The 15,699-nt window shown below is 68.9% G+C and carries 13 protein-coding genes, 2 tRNA genes and 1 pseudogene; 8 read left to right on the top strand and 8 right to left on the bottom strand.

The genetic code is table 11. The annotated features are described in order from the left end of the window. Positions 1–16: 16 nt before the first annotated feature. From AR3_RS04605 to AR3_RS04585, 5 genes are all read right to left on the bottom strand, one after another. Positions 17–502: a GNAT family N-acetyltransferase gene (locus AR3_RS04605; protein WP_083950934.1), complete on the bottom strand. Its 486-nt coding sequence runs from the start codon at positions 500–502 to the stop codon at positions 17–19. Positions 503–554: 52 nt separating this feature from the next. Then, positions 555–1,139 carry a methyltransferase domain-containing protein gene (locus AR3_RS04600; protein ID WP_217998445.1) on the bottom strand — a complete coding sequence of 195 codons (585 nt, stop codon included), beginning with the start codon at positions 1,137–1,139 and terminating at the stop codon, positions 555–557. 177 nt (positions 1,140–1,316) lie between these two features. Beyond that, positions 1,317–1,667: an ArsR/SmtB family transcription factor gene (locus AR3_RS04595; RefSeq protein WP_067908908.1), complete on the bottom strand. Its 351-nt coding sequence runs from the start codon at positions 1,665–1,667 to the stop codon at positions 1,317–1,319. A gap of 64 nt (positions 1,668–1,731) precedes the next feature. Then, a complete protein-coding gene (locus tag AR3_RS04590; protein WP_067908905.1) occupies positions 1,732–2,151 on the bottom strand; it encodes an arsenate reductase ArsC in 420 nt (139 codons plus the stop codon). A gap of 109 nt (positions 2,152–2,260) precedes the next feature. Then, positions 2,261–2,638: an ArsR/SmtB family transcription factor gene (locus AR3_RS04585; RefSeq protein ID WP_067908902.1), complete on the bottom strand. Its 378-nt coding sequence runs from the start codon at positions 2,636–2,638 to the stop codon at positions 2,261–2,263. Positions 2,639–2,777: 139 nt separating this feature from the next. Here AR3_RS04585 and AR3_RS04580 point away from each other — a divergent pair, with 139 nt between their 5' ends. Further along, a complete protein-coding gene (locus AR3_RS04580; protein ID WP_067908899.1) occupies positions 2,778–3,266 on the top strand; it encodes an ArsI/CadI family heavy metal resistance metalloenzyme in 489 nt (162 codons plus the stop codon). A 447-nt stretch (positions 3,267–3,713) separates the two neighbouring features. Here AR3_RS04580 and AR3_RS04575 read toward each other — a convergent pair. Next, positions 3,714–3,787 (bottom strand) — tRNA-Phe (locus AR3_RS04575). A gap of 27 nt (positions 3,788–3,814) precedes the next feature. After that, positions 3,815–3,892: transfer RNA gene (locus AR3_RS04570), tRNA-Asp, on the bottom strand. Positions 3,893–4,335: 443 nt separating this feature from the next. Here AR3_RS04570 and AR3_RS04565 point away from each other — a divergent pair. From AR3_RS04565 to AR3_RS33035, 4 genes and pseudogenes are all read left to right on the top strand, one after another. After that, entirely contained in the window at positions 4,336–5,727 is a 1,392-nt protein-coding gene (locus AR3_RS04565) for an amino acid permease (RefSeq protein WP_227023105.1), read from the top strand. A gap of 171 nt (positions 5,728–5,898) precedes the next feature. Then, entirely contained in the window at positions 5,899–7,650 is a 1,752-nt protein-coding gene (locus AR3_RS04560) for an adenylate/guanylate cyclase domain-containing protein (RefSeq protein WP_227023104.1), read from the top strand. A gap of 394 nt (positions 7,651–8,044) precedes the next feature. Next, positions 8,045–8,920: a glycerophosphodiester phosphodiesterase gene (locus AR3_RS04555; RefSeq protein ID WP_227023103.1), complete on the top strand. Its 876-nt coding sequence runs from the start codon at positions 8,045–8,047 to the stop codon at positions 8,918–8,920. Positions 8,921–9,311: 391 nt separating this feature from the next. Continuing rightward, a pseudogene (locus AR3_RS33035) lies at positions 9,312–9,484 on the top strand (transposase); the annotation flags it as partial. A gap of 606 nt (positions 9,485–10,090) precedes the next feature. On the opposite strand, the gene AR3_RS04550 reads toward AR3_RS33035, so the two are convergent. Further along, positions 10,091–11,407 (bottom strand): cyclic nucleotide-binding domain-containing protein, encoded by a 1,317-nt coding sequence (locus AR3_RS04550; protein WP_067908892.1) that lies wholly within the window; start codon positions 11,405–11,407, stop codon positions 10,091–10,093. Between the two features lie 906 nt (positions 11,408–12,313). Here AR3_RS04550 and AR3_RS04545 point away from each other — a divergent pair. The 3 genes from AR3_RS04545 (at position 12,314) to AR3_RS04535 (ending at position 15,625) form a co-directional block, all read left to right on the top strand. Beyond that, on the top strand, positions 12,314–13,186 hold the full coding sequence (locus AR3_RS04545) for a helix-turn-helix domain-containing protein (protein WP_067908888.1): 873 nt from the start codon (positions 12,314–12,316) through the stop codon (positions 13,184–13,186). 274 nt (positions 13,187–13,460) lie between these two features. Next, positions 13,461–13,673: a DUF397 domain-containing protein gene (locus AR3_RS04540; RefSeq protein WP_174545421.1), complete on the top strand. Its 213-nt coding sequence runs from the start codon at positions 13,461–13,463 to the stop codon at positions 13,671–13,673. 1,172 nt (positions 13,674–14,845) lie between these two features. Beyond that, positions 14,846–15,625, top strand: coding sequence for a cellulose binding domain-containing protein (locus tag AR3_RS04535; RefSeq protein ID WP_169803784.1), 780 nt, complete (start codon positions 14,846–14,848; stop codon positions 15,623–15,625). Positions 15,626–15,699 lie beyond the last annotated feature (74 nt).

Genomic DNA, 15,699 nt, shown 5'->3' with positions numbered 1-15,699 from the left:
TCCGGGGCTGATCGGGTTACAGGATGGTGGGGCTCCGGCGCTCCAGTAGGACGACGTCGCGCCACCGGCCGTGGAGGCGGCCTAGGCGTTGGCGGGTGCCTACCGTGCGGAAGCCTGCCTTGGTGTGCAGGCGGAGACTCGGCGTGTTCTCGGGGAAGATGCCGGCCTGGATGGTCCATATGCCGTCGGCCTCGGTGGACGCGATGAACACGGCCAGCAGGGCGGCCCCAACGCCTTGTCCGCGAGCGTGGGGGGCGATGTAGATGCTGTGCTCCACTACCCCGGCGTAGCAGCAGCGGTCAGAAACGGGGCTGGCGGCGATCCAGCCGAGCACGTTGCTACTCGGCTCGGCGGTGGGGTCGATCGCTACGAACCGGTGACGGTCGAGCTTGGCGGCGTCGAACTCCTGCCAGGTGGGTGCGGTGGTCTCGAAGCTCGCATGTCCGGTGTCCAGGCCTTGCTGGTAAATCGTCAGTACCTGGTCGGCGTCGTGGCGTTCCATGGCGCGGATGGCGACGCCGGGGGGCTGGTGGAGTGGCATGGCGTTGTCCCGGCTAGCTGGCGGGCTTGGCGGCTTGGACGATGGCGGCGTGCAGCCCGTCCCCAGTGTCGGCGGTGAGGGTGATGGTGATGCCGGTGAACCCCGCGGCGTGCAGTTCGCGGCGGTACTCCTCGGCGGTGAGAGGGGAGGCGGCGCATCCGATGCGCTGCTCCGCGGCGGCGCGCTCGTCGGGGTCAAGGCCGGGTTCGGCGATGATGTCGCTGACGCCGAGCCGCCCGCCGGGGCGCAGGACGCGGAAGGCTTCGGAGAGGACGCGGGCCTTGTCGGTAGCGAGGTCGATGACGCAATTGGAGATGACTACGTCCACGCTTCCGGCCGGCAGCGGGATGTCGTCGATGTGGCCGTGGAGGAAGCGGGCGTTGTCGGCTCGTGCCTGGGCGGCGTTGGCGCGGGCGAGTGTGAGCATGTCGTCGCTGGCGTCCAGGCCGTAGGCGATTCCGGTCGGGCCGACCCGGCGGGCCGACCCGGCGGGCCGACAAGAGAACGTCCAGGCCGCCGCCTGATCCGAGGTCGAGCACGGATTCTCCGGGGTGCAGCTCTGCGACGGCGAGGGGGTTGCCGCATCCCAGGCTCGCACGTAGAGCGGCTTCGGGCACCTGGTCCTCGGCCTGGTAGGAGGCGGCACCGAAGCAGGAATCGCCGCACTCGCCTCCGTCGCGCGGGGTGTCGCCGGCAAGGACGGCTCGGGCGAGATCGGAGTAGCGGGCAACGATTTCGTCGGTGGTGGGGGTGCCGGTGATGTGGGCGTCGGGCATCAGACGTCTCCTTCGGGTGGGCACGTCGGAGCGGTCGGTGCGGGACGTCCCATGACCAGATCGGCGGCGGTGGGGAAGCACTCCACGCACGCGGTGTTGATCCGGTAGAAGCGGGAGGTGCCGCGCTGGTCCACGAGCACGAACCGGACCTCGGCCAGCACCTTGAGGTGTGCGGACACGGTCGACTGCCCGACGTGGACGGCGTCGACGATCTCTCCGACCTTCATCGGCCGTCCCTGCCGGGCGAGCAGGGACACGATCTGGACGCGCGTCGGGTCGGCCAGTGCCTTGAACCATGACGCGTACTCGGTCGCCGTCGGTCGGTCGAGCGGCCCCTTCTGCTCATTCATCGTCCATCGACGATAGACGATATATTGGGTGTGAGGAAGACCGGCGGCCGATGCACGGGGCGCGTCAGGCGTCGGCGGGCAGGAGTTCGGCGAGCAGGGCGCGAACGCGGGCGTCGATCTCGTCGCGGATGGACCGGACGTTCTCGATCGGCTGTCCGGCGGGGTCGTCGAGCTGCCAGTCGAGGTAGCGCTTGCCGGGGAACACGGGGCAGACGTCGCCGCAGCCCATGGTGATGACCACGTCGGCGGCCTGAACTGCTTCGCCGGTGAGGGGCTTGGGAAACTCCTTGGACAGGTCCAGGCCGAGTTCGCCCATTACCGCGCGGACGGCGGGGTTGATCTCGTCGGCGGGTGCAGACCCGGCCGAACGGACGCGGACCCGTCCGGCGGCGTAGTGGTCGAGCAGGGCGGCGGCCATCTGGGAGCGTCCGGCGTTGTGGACGCACACGAACAGCACCTCGGGTACATCGGCGGCCTGGGTCATGAGGTCTCCGGCAGGATGAGGCGGCGGCGCACCGCCGACAGGCGGGCCGCTACGGCGTCCGTGGGCCGGGCGCCGGCGGGCGCGGTGCGGGCGTCTGGTTCGGTGTCGGTCACGAAACAGCCGCGGTGACGCGCGGCCCCAGGATCGCCGACAGCCGCTCCAGGACGCCGGGGTTGAGCCAGTAGTAGACCCAGGTCCCGCGCCGCTCGGAGTCGATCAACCCGGCCTTCTTGAGCACCTTCAGGTGGTGGCTGATCGTCGGCGCGGTGAGGTCGAACGCGGCGGTCAGGTCGCAGACGCACGCCTCGCCGCCTTCGTGGCAGGCGATCAACGACAGCAGCCGCAGCCGGACCGGGTCGGCGATCGCCTTGAACAACGGCGCCAGTTCGGCCGCCTCGGTCTCGCTCAACGGCTCGCAGACCAGGGGCGCGCAGCACGGCCCCTCGGTGTCGACGGGGTTCACGATCGGCAGGCGCTGCTTAGACATGCCTCTAATTTGACATCCATCTATGCAGGGATGCAAACTCGGGTCACCGGCTGCTTAGACAGACATCTAAACAGCGTCCGCCGGGGCATCTGCCGACCGACGACCGGCCGACACCGCCCACGACACGAGGAGGAACCGCATGTCCCGCGTCCAGCTCGCTCTGCGCGTGTCCGACCTGGAAGGCTCGATCGCCTTCTACTCCAAGCTGTTCGGCGCCGAGCCGGCCAAGCTCCGGCCGGGCTACGCCAACTTCGTCATCACCGAGCCGCCGCTCAAGCTCGTCCTGATCGAGGGCGAGGACGGCGAGCCGACTCGCATGGATCACCTCGGGGTCGAAGTCGAGAACTCCGAGTTCGTCGCCGAGGCGGCCAAGCGTCTGACCGAAGCCGGGCTCGTGACCCTGGAGGAGAAGGACACCTCGTGCTGCTACGCGGTGCAGGACAAGGTCTGGGTCCAGGGGCCCGGCGGCGAACCGTGGGAGTTCTACACGGTCAAGGCCGACGCCGACACCCTCGGCAAGAGCGCTGCCGACTCAGCAGACGGCAACACCTGCTGCGGCACCTCCGATGAGAAGGCCCTCGACCCCACGCAGCCCCCCAAGACTTCGTCCGGTTGCGCCTGTACCTGATCAACCGTCCAGTGCCCGTCCTGGGCCCACGTGCTCGATCAGCACGCGGCTTCTCCTTGTCCTCGGCCGGCACGCGTGCGTGTCGCTGTTGCTGGACTTGGGCGTCCCGCCGCACGTCGTCCGGGAGATCGTCGGGCATAGCGACATCGGGGTCACGATGACGGTCTACGCGCGGCGCTTGGAGAGAAGGGGCGGGCTCTCGGAAGCTTGGGGAGATCACTCGTGTCGAGGTCTTGTTTTGCGTCTACGCCAACCGCATTGACTGGCGGGACGAAGCAGGCAAGTACAGGACCGAGGCTGCCCTACGGCCCACCTAAGTTTTCAGCACGTATTGGGCACGTCTGACCGCCGTCCGCCGGTGATGACCGGACACGACCGGATGCGATAACAACAGCGCCCGACCGGATCAATGCTGGTCGGGCGCTGTGTTGAAGCTGGTGGATCGTGTGGGCAGGGGCGGGGTCGAACCGCCGACCTTCCGCTTTTCAGGCGGACGCTCGTACCAACTGAGCTACCTGCCCGCGACGCGCCGAAGACGGCGGCACGCCTGGCGGTCCTGACGGGATTTGAACCCGCGGCCTCCACCTTGACAGGGTGGCGAGCACTCCTAACTGCTCCACAGGACCATGCTCTCCTGAGCGTAACCGCTCCGGAGGTGTTCCCCTGACCGGTCTCTCGCCGGTGTGTGGCAACGACCGAGAGCATACGCGATGCCCGAGGTGAGCGCCAACTCGATATCGCGACCCCCGAGACCCGGGATTGAACCGGGCTTGCCGGGCCTGTGGAGGTCGAGGCGCTGGTAGGAGCGGGTCTCAGGGCGGCGGCAGGGATGTTGCGTAAAGCGTCCGCACCGTTGCGTATCGTGACGTCCGGTCGTGGGTACGTGGCGTTCGTGCTGGATGGGCCCCTTTCGGTGGCCGTTTGGCAAATCCCTACTATGTGTGCGGTCCGCCACAAGCGGCACCACAGACAAGCCGTCCTACAGGACGGCGGCGAGCGAGAAAGGCCTACAAGGCGTATGGCTCCTGACACTGCCGACAGGCCCCCTAGAGAGGCACGACCTGCCGGGATGGGCTATCACCGGGCGCTCGGCACCCGACAGATCCAGATGCTGGCGATCGGCGGCACCATCGGCACCGGGCTGTTCCTCGGTGCGGGGACCAACATCGCCAAGGCCGGCCCCAGTCTGATCCTCACCTACGCGGTGGCGGGGCTGGCGCTGTTCTTCGTGATGCGGGCGCTCGGCGAGCTGCTGACGTACCGGCGCGCCCCCGGCGGGTTCGCCGACTACGCCCGCGAGTTCCTCGGCCCGTTCTGGGGCTACGCGACGGCCTGGACGTACTGGGTCATCTGGGTGACGACCGGCATGGCCGAGCTGACCGCCGCGGGCGAGTACATCCAGTACTGGTGGCCCGGCTTCGACCAGTGGAAGACCGCCCTGATCGCGCTGGTCGTGCTCTTCGTGATCAACCTCGTCTCGGTCCGGCTGTTCGGCGAGCTGGAGTTCTGGTTCGCCATGATCAAGATCGCCGCGATCGTGATGATGATCCTGGTCGGGCTGGCGGTCCTGATCTTCGGGTTCAGCGACGCGGGGGCCACGGCCTCGGTGACCAACCTGTGGTCGCACGGCGGGGTCTTCCCGCAAGGGTTCGGCGCGACCCTGATGACGCTGCAGATGGTGATGTTCGCCTACCTGGGCGTCGAGCTCGTCGGCGTGACCGCGGGCGAGGCCAAGGACCCCGAGAAGAACATCCCCCGGGCCATCAACGCGCTGCCGATCCGGTTCGCGCTGTTCTACCTCGGCTCCCTGCTGGTGATCCTGTCGGTGGTGAGCTGGACCGAGTTCGAGGAGGGCACCAGCCCGTTCGTGCTGGCCTTCACGAAGATCGGCATTCCGGCCGCGGCGGGCATCGTCAACTTCGTCGTCCTGACCGCCGCGCTGTCGTCCTGCAACGCCGGCGGCCTGTACTCCACGTCCCGCATGCTGCGCACCGCCGGGGTCAACGGCGACGGCCCGCGAATTCTGGCGCGGCTCAACAGCCGAGGCGTGCCCGTCCTGACCGTGGTGATCTCCGCCGTCGTCATGGGCATCGGCGTGGTGGTGAACGCGATCGTCCCGGACAAGGCGTTCGAGTACATCACTTCGGTGTCCACCGGCGGTGCCCTCATGGTGTGGACGGTCATCGTCGTCGCCCACATGCGGTACCGCCGCGCCGTCGCCGCTGGACGGCTCGCCCCCTCCCCGTACCGCATGCCGGGTGCGCCGTACACGAACGTCCTGGTGCTGGCGTTCTTCGCGTTCGTCACCCTGCTGATCGCCTGGGAGGCCGACACCCGGGTCGCGCTGTACGTGATGGCGGCGTGGATGGTGGTCATCGCCGTGGGGTGGCCGCTGGTCCGCCGCGGCTCCGCCGAGCGGGCCCGCGTGCCCGTCGCCACCGCGTCCGCCGACCGCACCTGACCGCGGAATTCATCGCCGCTCGCCGCCGCCCTGGTGCGGCGGCGAGCGGCTGCGCGTCACGCTGCGACTTTCACCGACGCGCCGTCCTCACCGCGATTTAAGGTGAGACGTGTCGCGGTTACCCAGTGGACGGCGGCGGTCGAGGACCTCGGGAGACCGGGGAGGACGCAGGTGACCGGCAGGGCGATGTCGCGCGTTCTCCGAACCAGGCTGAAGTTCCCCGGGGTGCCCCGCACCATGCTGGAGATGCGCGTCCGCTGGGTGCTGCTGGTCGTCGTGAGCCTGGCGAACCTGGGCGGCGCCCTCGTGGTGTTGCTGTTCGCCATCTTCGTCGTCCCCGATCCGCCGCTTCCCGACCCTGAGCGGGCGCGCGTCGTCAACACCACCTCGTTCTTCGGCTACCCGGTGGTCGCCGCGCCCGTGACCCTGCTGCTGGGATTGCGGCTGTGGCGGCCGGTCGTGCGGCTCGTGCGCGACAAGGGCGTCCCCGACCCGGAGCAGCGGCGCGCCGTGCTGCTGGGGCCGCTGCGCCTGACCCTCCTCGTCGGCGGCATGTGGGCCGTGGGCGCCGCGGGATGGGCCGTCCTCGACCTGGCGCTGTTCACCGGCAGGCTCGCCGTCAAGACCGGGCTCACCTGCCTGCTCGGCGCGATGACGACCTGCACCCTCGTCTACCTGCTGTCGGAGCGGCTGCTGCGCCCCGCGGCCGCGCTCGTGCTGGCGGACGGGCCGCCGCGCGGCCTGCGGCTGCCCGGCGTCACCACGCGGATCATGCTGGCCTGGCTGCTCGGCACCGCCGTCCCGGTTCTCGGTCTCGTCTGCGTGGCCGTCGCGGCGCTGGTCGAGAGCCTCATCGACACCCGGCAGCTCGCCGTCACCGTGCTCGGCCTGGGCGGGGCCGCGCTGCTCGTCGGCATGCAGGTCGCCTACATCGCCATCCGCGCCGTCGCCGACCCGATCGAGTCGGTGCGGCAGGGCATGGCGCGGGTCGAACGCGGCGACCTCGGCGCGAGCGTCCCGGTGTACGACGCCAGCGAGGTCGGCCAGCTGCAGGCCGGGTTCAACCACATGGTCGCCGGGCTGCGCGAGCACCAGCGGCTGCGCGACCTGTTCGGACGGCACGTCGGCGAGGAGGTCGCCGTCCTCGCGTTGGAGAGCGACGGCATCAGGCTGGGCGGACGCACCCGCGAGGTCGCCGTGCTGTTCGTCGACATCGCGGATTCGCCCCGGCTGGCCGAGAACCGCACTCCCGACCAGGTCGTGGCGCTGCTCAACGCGTTCTTCGGCGTGGTGGTGGACGTCGTCGCCGCGCACGGCGGCTGGATCAACAAGTTCGCGGGGGACACCGCACTGGCCGTCTTCGGCGCGCCCACCAGCCTCCAGGACGCCGAGGGCGCCGCACTCGGCGCCGCCCGGGAACTCGCCACGCGGCTGCGTGCGGAGGTTCCGCAGCTGGACGCGAGCATCGGCGTGTCGGCGGGCACGGTCGTCGCCGGCTACATCGGGGCGGAGCAGCGCTTCGAATACACGGTGATCGGCGACCCCGTGAACGAGGCCGCCCGCCTCAGCGACCTGGCCGCGACCTTCCCCGGCCGCGTGCTGGCCTCCGGCGCCCTGCTGGACGCGGCGCACAGGGACGAGGCCGCGCAGTGGCAGCTCGGGGCCTCGGTCGTCTTGCGCGGGCGCGGCAAGCCGACCAGGCTCGCCACACCCGTCCCGCCCCTCGTCCCCGGCGCGAGGCGGCGGCTCTTCCCGCGCCCGCGCGTCATCCGGCGTCGCCGAAGCCCTTCGGCGGACGACGCGGCGGCACCGTCCGTCGCCGGTCGGCGGACGAGGCCGTCCCGCACCGCAATTTCGAGGCTCAGGCCCTTCGGCAGACCCGATTCACCCTCCGATGCCGCGGAGGACATCCCGGATAGTTGACGCAATGAAGCGGAAACTAGTTCATGCCTTCCTTTCGCTTTGATCCGGCGATGTGGTGACAAATGGTTTGCGTTCTGTTTTGTTGTGATGTGGTGCGGTGAAGACCGAGGGTTCTCGGTGATGCGGCGCAGCGGGGTCCCCGGTGGCGAAAGGGGCGACGGCATGGCGATGACCTGGGACGTCGGCTGTTCCGGCACCACGGGACGAACTGGCGGAAAGCCGGATAAGGACGAGCCGTTAGTGCCGCTACGGCGTGTCTGGTCCACAGGGATTACAAGAATTGCTAATCATTTGTTACTTGACTGTCATCGGACGGCTCAAGGGTTGGACCGACATCGCCTAGTTGCAAGGGGTGACAATGTTCCGACGGCTCGGTTTCACCCTCGCCGTTGCCATGACGGTCGCGCTCGTCGCCGGAACGGCGGCGGACGCGAACGCCGACACGGTGACGTCAAGACCCAGGAAGGTCGCCGCCGTGGCCCACCGGGGCGCCTCCGCGTACGCTCCGGAGAACACCATCGCCGCGTTCAAGCTGGCCCGCAAGCAGCGCGCGGACATGTTCGAGCTGGACGTCCAGGAGACCAAGGACCACAAGCTCGTCCTCATGCACGACACCACCCTGTCGCGCACCACCAACGTGGAGGAGGTCTTCCCCGACCGGGCGCCGTGGCGGGTCGCCGACTTCACCCTCGCCGAGATCCGCAAGCTGGACGCCGGGTCCTGGTTCGGCGACGAGTTCAAGGGCGAGCCGGTGCCGACGTTGGGCGAGGCGCTGCGCGCGATGCAGCACAGCGGTCTCGGGCTGCTGCTGGAAGTGAAGTCGCCGGAGCTGTACCCGGGCATCGAGCGCCGGATCGCCGCCGAGCTCAAGCGCCACCCGCTGTGGCTGCGGCCGGACCCGCGCAAGCGCCGCCTGGTCGTGCAGTCGTTCGACTGGGACTCGATGAAGCGCTTCCACGCCCTCATGCCGCGGGTGCCGATCGGGCTGCTCGGCACGCCCTCGGTCGACGAGCTGCCCGTGCTCGGCGGGTACGCCGACCAGATCAACCCGCGGTACGCCGATCTGACCCCGGCGTACGTGAAGCGGGTGCACGCGCTCGGCATGGAGGTCTTCACCTGGACCATCGACGATCCGGACGCGATGCGCGACGCCGTCGAGCTCGGTGCGGACGGCATCATCAGCAACAAGCCGGACGTGCTGCGTCAGGTGCTGTCCGGCAGGGCGCTGTCCGTGCAGGTCGGCGCCGTGCGGGTGAAGGCGGCCGCCTAGTCATCGCGTTCGCTCAGTCCGCGCCGTCGGCCTCCTGACGGGGTCGGCGGCGCGGCCGCTTCACGGGGGGCGAACGACTCGAGCGGACGCTGAGAAGTCGGCTTCGGGCATGGGGTGGCCGTCAGCACACGTCGATGAACACCGAAGCGATGAATCGAAGGTTGCGTCCACGGAGATGGTGTACGAGTTCCAGCAGGTCAGAGGGCATGGCGTCGTGATGAGGCGGGCCACCGCGTGATCCTTCGAGAAGCGAAGACCAAGATCGAAGGAGACGACGCGATGGCCGATGACACCAGTGTGGACCCCGCGGAGCCACTGGCGAGGGCGCTGCGGGCGGCCTCGGTGGCGTAGCCGCGGCCCCAGGCGTGGCGCACCAGCCGCCGGCTGCCGGATTGCCGGGCAGATCGGGGCGTGTGAGCCGGACCTGCTGCGGTCAATGCCCGAGGCGTTGATGAGCGCGGAGGCGACGCGTTCTGCGGGGCCGGCTACGGCGAGCGGTCGGGTGAGCGGGTGAACCGCCGCAACGGGTACCGGATTCGGGACTGGGACACCCAGGTCGGCACCGGCTCGCCGCAACCGTTGAGTCACGCCAGGATACGGGTCGTCGCCACTGACCCGAGGCGCGGTGCGCAGCAACCGGCCACGACGCGCTTCGTCTCTGCAGAAGGGGCGGCGGTTGGAGCCGCAGCGTCTGCGCTGGCGTGCACCAGCTGCACCATGTCCGGCTGGACAGTATGTGGGCAGCAATAGTGCGTGCGGTGCCGTGAGCGTCGATGTCGCGAGTACTCGGAGGACGACGAGATTGAAGCTGACGAGGCCGATCTTGAAGCCTGAGGACTGGGCGTCGGGCGATGGAAGAGGCCGCGTACGAACGTCGCTGTTGGCCCGGTGACATCTACGACCCGGCTGTTGTCTGCCCCGTCCTGCAACAGCCCTTCGTCGAGGTAAAGAAGGTCATCTTCGGCCAGGACCGCATCGGTGTGGTTTCCACAGGCGTGTCCGCTGAACGGCGGTTCGGGGAGCTTGGGGCGCGGTGGCCGTCGAGAAGATGAGGCCATTGCCGTCGTATGAGCGGCCTCGGGACGACGGGATGTCCCGGTCGAGGAGGGGGCGCACCGGACCGGGTGCGGGGTGAGAACCCGGCGGTGCGCGCGAAGGCGACGGGGGCGGTCAGGCTGCGGGAGGGAAGGTGGCGCTGGACAGGTGCATCCAGCCCGTCAGTTCCGCGTCCTTGACCTTGCAGATCACGCGCTGGTAGCTGGCCGGGTTGACCAGACCCGGCGCATGCGCGATGACGAACTCGTAGACGTAGGAGGAGGCGATGACGCCGACGTCGGCCTGGGTGCGGTCCATCCAGTCCTTCAGGACGGGCGCGTCGAGCAGCCGCGCCGTCTGGATGATCGCCAGACCGGAGACGCCCTGCTCGTCCGGTACCACCGGGCCGACGTGCAGGGCGACCCGAAGTTGGAACCGGGTGCCCTTGTCGGCGTCGCGGTTGTGGCGGTGCAGCCGTGCCGTGAGCAGCGCCAGCATCGGATCGACGACGCAGCGGGTGGGGATCTCGGCCGGGACGATCACCAGGGCGCCGTCGCCGCGATCCTCGTGGTGGCACGGCTCCCACGGCACCCCGGACTCCTCGAGCGCGCCGCGCAACAACTCGTACATGACGCGACGCACGACGAGCCGGTCGTCGTCGGTGCGGTGGGCGCCACTGAACCGGACGATGTCGGTGTAAAGGATCGTGCAGTTCTGCCCGGCGCGGATGTCGGCCACCGGTGCGGGGGCGGCCACGGCATCGGGCGCGGTGTAAGTCGGGGTCGCCCTCGCGAATCCGGCCGTCGCCGCTGCGGAGTCCGTCGGCGTCTCGGAAGCGTCGTGCGCATCCTGGGGCGAGGGGACGGACGCGGCCGCCGCCGTCCGCGGGAATCCGTGGAAGCACACGGACGAGTCGCCGCCTTCGGTGAGCCGGTCGTACATCTGCGCCTCGACGACGCGCAGGATCCGGGGGTGCTCGGCGAGGATGGCGGCGAACGCGGTGGTGGCCAACCGCATCGCGTGGACGGTGGCCATAACGACGACGGTGGCCGAACGCCGCCGCACCTGCATGGCGGCGCGTTCGCCGATCAGGGCGCCCGGACCGCGGACGGCGATGACGTGCTCGTGTCGCCCGCGCCGGACGGAGATCTTCACCCAGCCGGACTGGATGACCAGCACCTGGTCGGCGACGTCGCCCTCGCGCCACAGCACATGGCCGACCGGCAGCAGGACCGGCTCGGCGTAGGCGGCGAACGCCTGGCGCTCGTCGTGGGTGAGGGCTCCCCAGAATTCGCGGTCGGTGTCGGGGTGGACCTCCGTGTGGGGCGCGGCCGCCGCGATGTGGCTGCACCCGCGCACCGCCTGCCGGGGGTGCCGGCCGTCGATGGGACGGAGCGGAGGGCGGGTGACGATGGCGTCTGGGTCGTGACGGTGCGTGTGCGGGCTCGTCATCGCGCCTCCCCGAGCCGGGCGCCGTCCCCCTCCGCCGCGTCGACGCGGGCGGACGAGGGGACGCCGGACGGGACAGGCGAGAGGTGAGCGATGGCGGGCGGCGTCGTCAGAGAGGCGGACGGCCGGACGATGGCCGTGGGGCGACGGCGCACAGGGAAGGCGTCGGCGGTCCGCCGTGAAAGCTGTCGAGTACGCATGACCGAGAATCCCAAGTCTCGAAAGCGGCTCTCACGTGCACCGCGGTCCGTCGCCTCCTGGCTCGTCGGCGACGGAGCGGTGCGGGAGGCGAGTCGCGGGCACCTATAGCCTCGGCCGCGTGATCGCGGTTAGACTTGGGTGCATCCGCGGGAGGTGTTTGTCCTGGTCAACGGCTGAACTGCGGTGACAGCGCAGACGGTCGCCGACCGGCAAACACTTCTGACGGTTCCGAAGGGTCGCCCTCCGCTTTCCTTCGATTCGCTTGGCTGGCTACCGACTGATCGATGGAGAGCGCAGGGTGGCCCTTGGTGTTTCCAGGGGAGTGCTCGGACTTTCGATACCTGCTGAACCTCCTTCGTGCGGCCGGCCCGGCGGGAACGCCCGGGTGCCGCGGGTCGTGGGGGCCGACCATAAAGGCCACCCTTGATTTTTGACGCTGCGTCAACCCTAACACGCCAGTGAGCTTAATGTCAGGTGCTAGTCTGCTACCTAGCACCGTACAACATGGTCGGGTGCCGCGCAGCAGTCGGCGAGCTGTCGTGTGTGTAACCGGCCACTTAACGGCAGGTGGGTGAGGTAAAACTAAACGGCGCAGCCGAGGGAAGCTGTCGGAGTGCAGACGGACAGCACGCTAGATGTCCGACTGCCAGATGGCACTTCGGCATGTGACATAGACCACATTGGGGCTACACAGGGTGAGCGTTGGCGATGGCAAGTGATCAGGGCCCGGTTGTGCAGAGCGCGCTGCTGCGAAGCGAGCTCGTCAGGCTCCGAAAAGAGAAGGGGATGACCCAGGAGCAGGTGGCTCGGGCTCTGGAATGGTCCCCGTCCAAGGTCATCCGCATCGAGGGCGGAAAGAACGCCATCACCCGGACCGACCTGCAGGCCCTGTTGATGGTCTATGACGTCACGTCTGAAAGCCGGCAGGAGAGGCTGCAGGCTCTGGCGCGCGGTGCCCGCGAGCCCGCTTGGTGGAACGCCTACAAGGGCGAGGTCGAGGACACCTTCCTGAACTTCGTCGGGTACGCGGCGGGTGCGTCGTACATCAGGGGCTTCCACGGCACCGTCGTCCCGGGGCTGCTGCAGACCCGCGAATACGCCGAAGTGCTCAGCACCGGCATGGTCAGCCCCACGCAGCAGGCGTTCGGCGTCAAGCTGCGCATGCAGCGGCAGGAGGAGCTGGCCCGGCGCGAGAATCCGCCGCGTCAGTACTACATCATGGACGAGGCCGTGATCCGGCGGCACGTCGGCATCAGCGCCGATCCCGCGATCATGCCGACCCAGCTGAGGCACATCGCGGACACCGTCGAGAACGACGACCTGATCAAAGTCCGCGTGATCCCCTTCTCTCGAGGGGCGCATCTCGGCCTGTACGGGCCGTTCACTCTCCTGGAGTTCGAAGGCGGCCTCGGCGACGTGCTGTACCTGGAGGGGCGTCCGGGCAACAGCGTGATGATCACCGGCGACGACTCGCGCATCGCCGAATACCGCGACAACTTCGAGACCCTCCTCGACGAGGCGCTGCCGGTCGAGGAATCCCTCGCCCTGATCCGGCAGGCGGCCGAGGACCTGATGGCCTGACCCAGCGATGCCGCTCCCGGCGATCTGACCTGGACTGATGGGGAGGTGATCGGACGACCTGCACCCCCAAGCCCGACGGGCGTCATACCGACATCACGTGATCTTGTGTTCCCGGTGTAGGCGGGATAACTGAAACCGTTTACACTCTTGTCCGGGAAATTTTCCACAAGGTCGTGGTTTGTCATGCCCTGCTTGGCTTGAGCCTGGTAGGTGATCTTGTCTGGACGGCTCGTGCGGCAAGGTCCCGCCGGCGACGTTCACAGAGGGGTGCTGGATGGTCGAACGCACGTCGTCGATGGGCGCCCTCGTCTGGCGCAAGAGCAGCGCCAGCAACCCAGCGGACGACTGTGTCGAGGTGGCGGCGCACGAGGGCCGCGTGCTCGTCAGGGATTCGCACGATCGCAGTGGTGCCATACTCGTGCTGGAGCCCAGGCGATGGCGCGCACTCCTGCGCCACATCAAGGACGGCGGCGGCGACCTGCGGTGAGCGGACACCGCAATCGCCGCCCACATCGACGGCCATCGTGTGTCGATCCACTCCTTCTGGCGACGATCCGCTTCCGACAACGCTGTCCACTTCATTGACCGCGCGGTAGTCTCGACGCCCGCCGATCACGCCGCCACATCCCATGTAGTGGAGCCACCTGGAACCCGGACGGCGCTGCACTCGCCCTCAAGGACTTGCGCAGCAATCTTGAATCCTCCGGAAGCTCGGGGACGGCTGGGGACGAGCAGGCGCGTCCGCCCCCGCCAGCGGCGCCGCCTACATCGGCCGCGCACCTCAAACGCCTGGCCGACGGCAATACCCTCGTCGTCGCGTAGGGCGACCTGATCGGGCATCCGCGCGGATCTCGGGGCTCCTCGGCAAGATCGGCGTGACCGCCTCCGCCGTCGGCAACCACAGGTTCGGCGAGGGTTGCAAGCAACTGCGCATCCGGCACAGCGGGCGCCACCCCGAGGACGGTTGCTCGCCCGCGGGCCGACGGAAGAGCGCCGCGTTCAAACGCTGCTGGGCGGAATGCGGACGCTCGAACGCCACGCTAGGAGCGGCGCAACGGTCAGCTGAACTGAGGAAGTAGTTGAGCCGCCTGACCTGCTGCCGCGCTCTCTTGTGCGAACTGTTCGCTGGACAGTTCCGTATGCCGCCATAACGGAGTATTACTCCGCACAGAGTGTGCAGATCTGCAAAAGCACTGCCCCCTGGCCGCTCTGAGGCCGCCGGAAGATGCACCGGCGTTCCTGGGGATGGACGGCATCAACGGGGGCGATGAGTGGCCGAACGTGAGCCAGGCCACGCTACTGGCGGGAGGATGTTTGCCGGCGGATTTCGGCGGTTGGGCAACTCCGGAGGTCAGTAAGTAGCTCACTGTGACCATGCTGATCGATTCTGCGAGCTCGGCGTGGTGCGTCGGACACGCAATGCGGCGGGTGGTGTGCGCTCTGTTGTCTCGGCCTTCCGCTGGGTATTCGGTAGGGGATTCCGTGGAGGGTTCTCCGCGCGGCTGATTTCCAATCATTCGGCGCGCGGGACCGGCGGTCGTGCTCGAATCTGCCCTAAGATCTTCGCGGCAATGCGCTTGGGCGGCGCCTCGGGGGCGGTCCCGGAGGCGGGACGACGCTCGGTGGCCTTCTTCGTCCTGGTACGAACGGATGGGGCGCATGGCAGAACACAGGACAGGACCGACGAGGCAGCGCCGTGCCGGGGGAGCGCGGCGGCGGCCGAAGGCGGGGGCGCTGGAGCGTCTGCGCGGCTACCGGCCCTCGGGGGTGGCCTGGGCCGCCGGAGGCCTCGGCCTGGTCACCTTCGTCGTGACCATCCTGGTGATGAGCATGGTCTTCGGCGGCGACGGAGGCGGGGTGAACGCGCGCGCCCCGCAGACCGCCGCGCAGTGCGATCCGTCCGCGTGCGCCGCCGAGTCGCCGTCCGCCCCGTACGCCAGCGGGGAGCCGCTGGTCCGTCAGAGAGGGCTCCAGAAGGGGCCGTCCGCGTCGCCGACCTCGACCTCCCCCTCGCCCTCGGCGACCTCACCGTCGTCGGCCCCGTCGTCTTCGTCCGAGCCTTCCTCCGCGCCGTCGAGGCCGCAGCCGGAGCGGACCCTGGCGCGGGCTCCGGTCGCGCCCGAGCCGCCTCGCACGGACGGGCGGGTCACGGTGCGGTACGCGACCGCGAACGCCTGGCAGGGCACCTTCCACGGCACGTACGTGGTGGTCAACAACACCGATTCCGATCTGCCGTCCTGGCGGCTGACGTTCACCTACCCGCCCCGGAAGCTGACGGCGCTGTGGCCGCAGGACTGGCGGCGGTACGGGTACACGATCGTCGTGAGCGGCGGTGCGCTGCCCAGGGGCGCCAGCACGACGATCTTCTTCCAGGGGAGCGGTTCCCCGATGCGTCCGTCCAACTGCACGTTCAACGGAACGGCCTGCACTCCGGGCTGACAATTCCGCTTTCTCCGGGTTTGGGATGTTCCCTGGGGGTATTAATCGGCGCCTGAAAAGGAGCCGAGCCGAAG

The organism is Actinomadura rubrobrunea NBRC 15275 (assembly GCF_001552235.1).
GTDB lineage: Bacteria > Actinomycetota > Actinomycetes > Streptosporangiales > Streptosporangiaceae > Spirillospora > Spirillospora viridilutea.
Note: the sequence above shows the minus strand (reverse complement) of the source record. Positions and strands in the feature narration are given on the sequence as shown.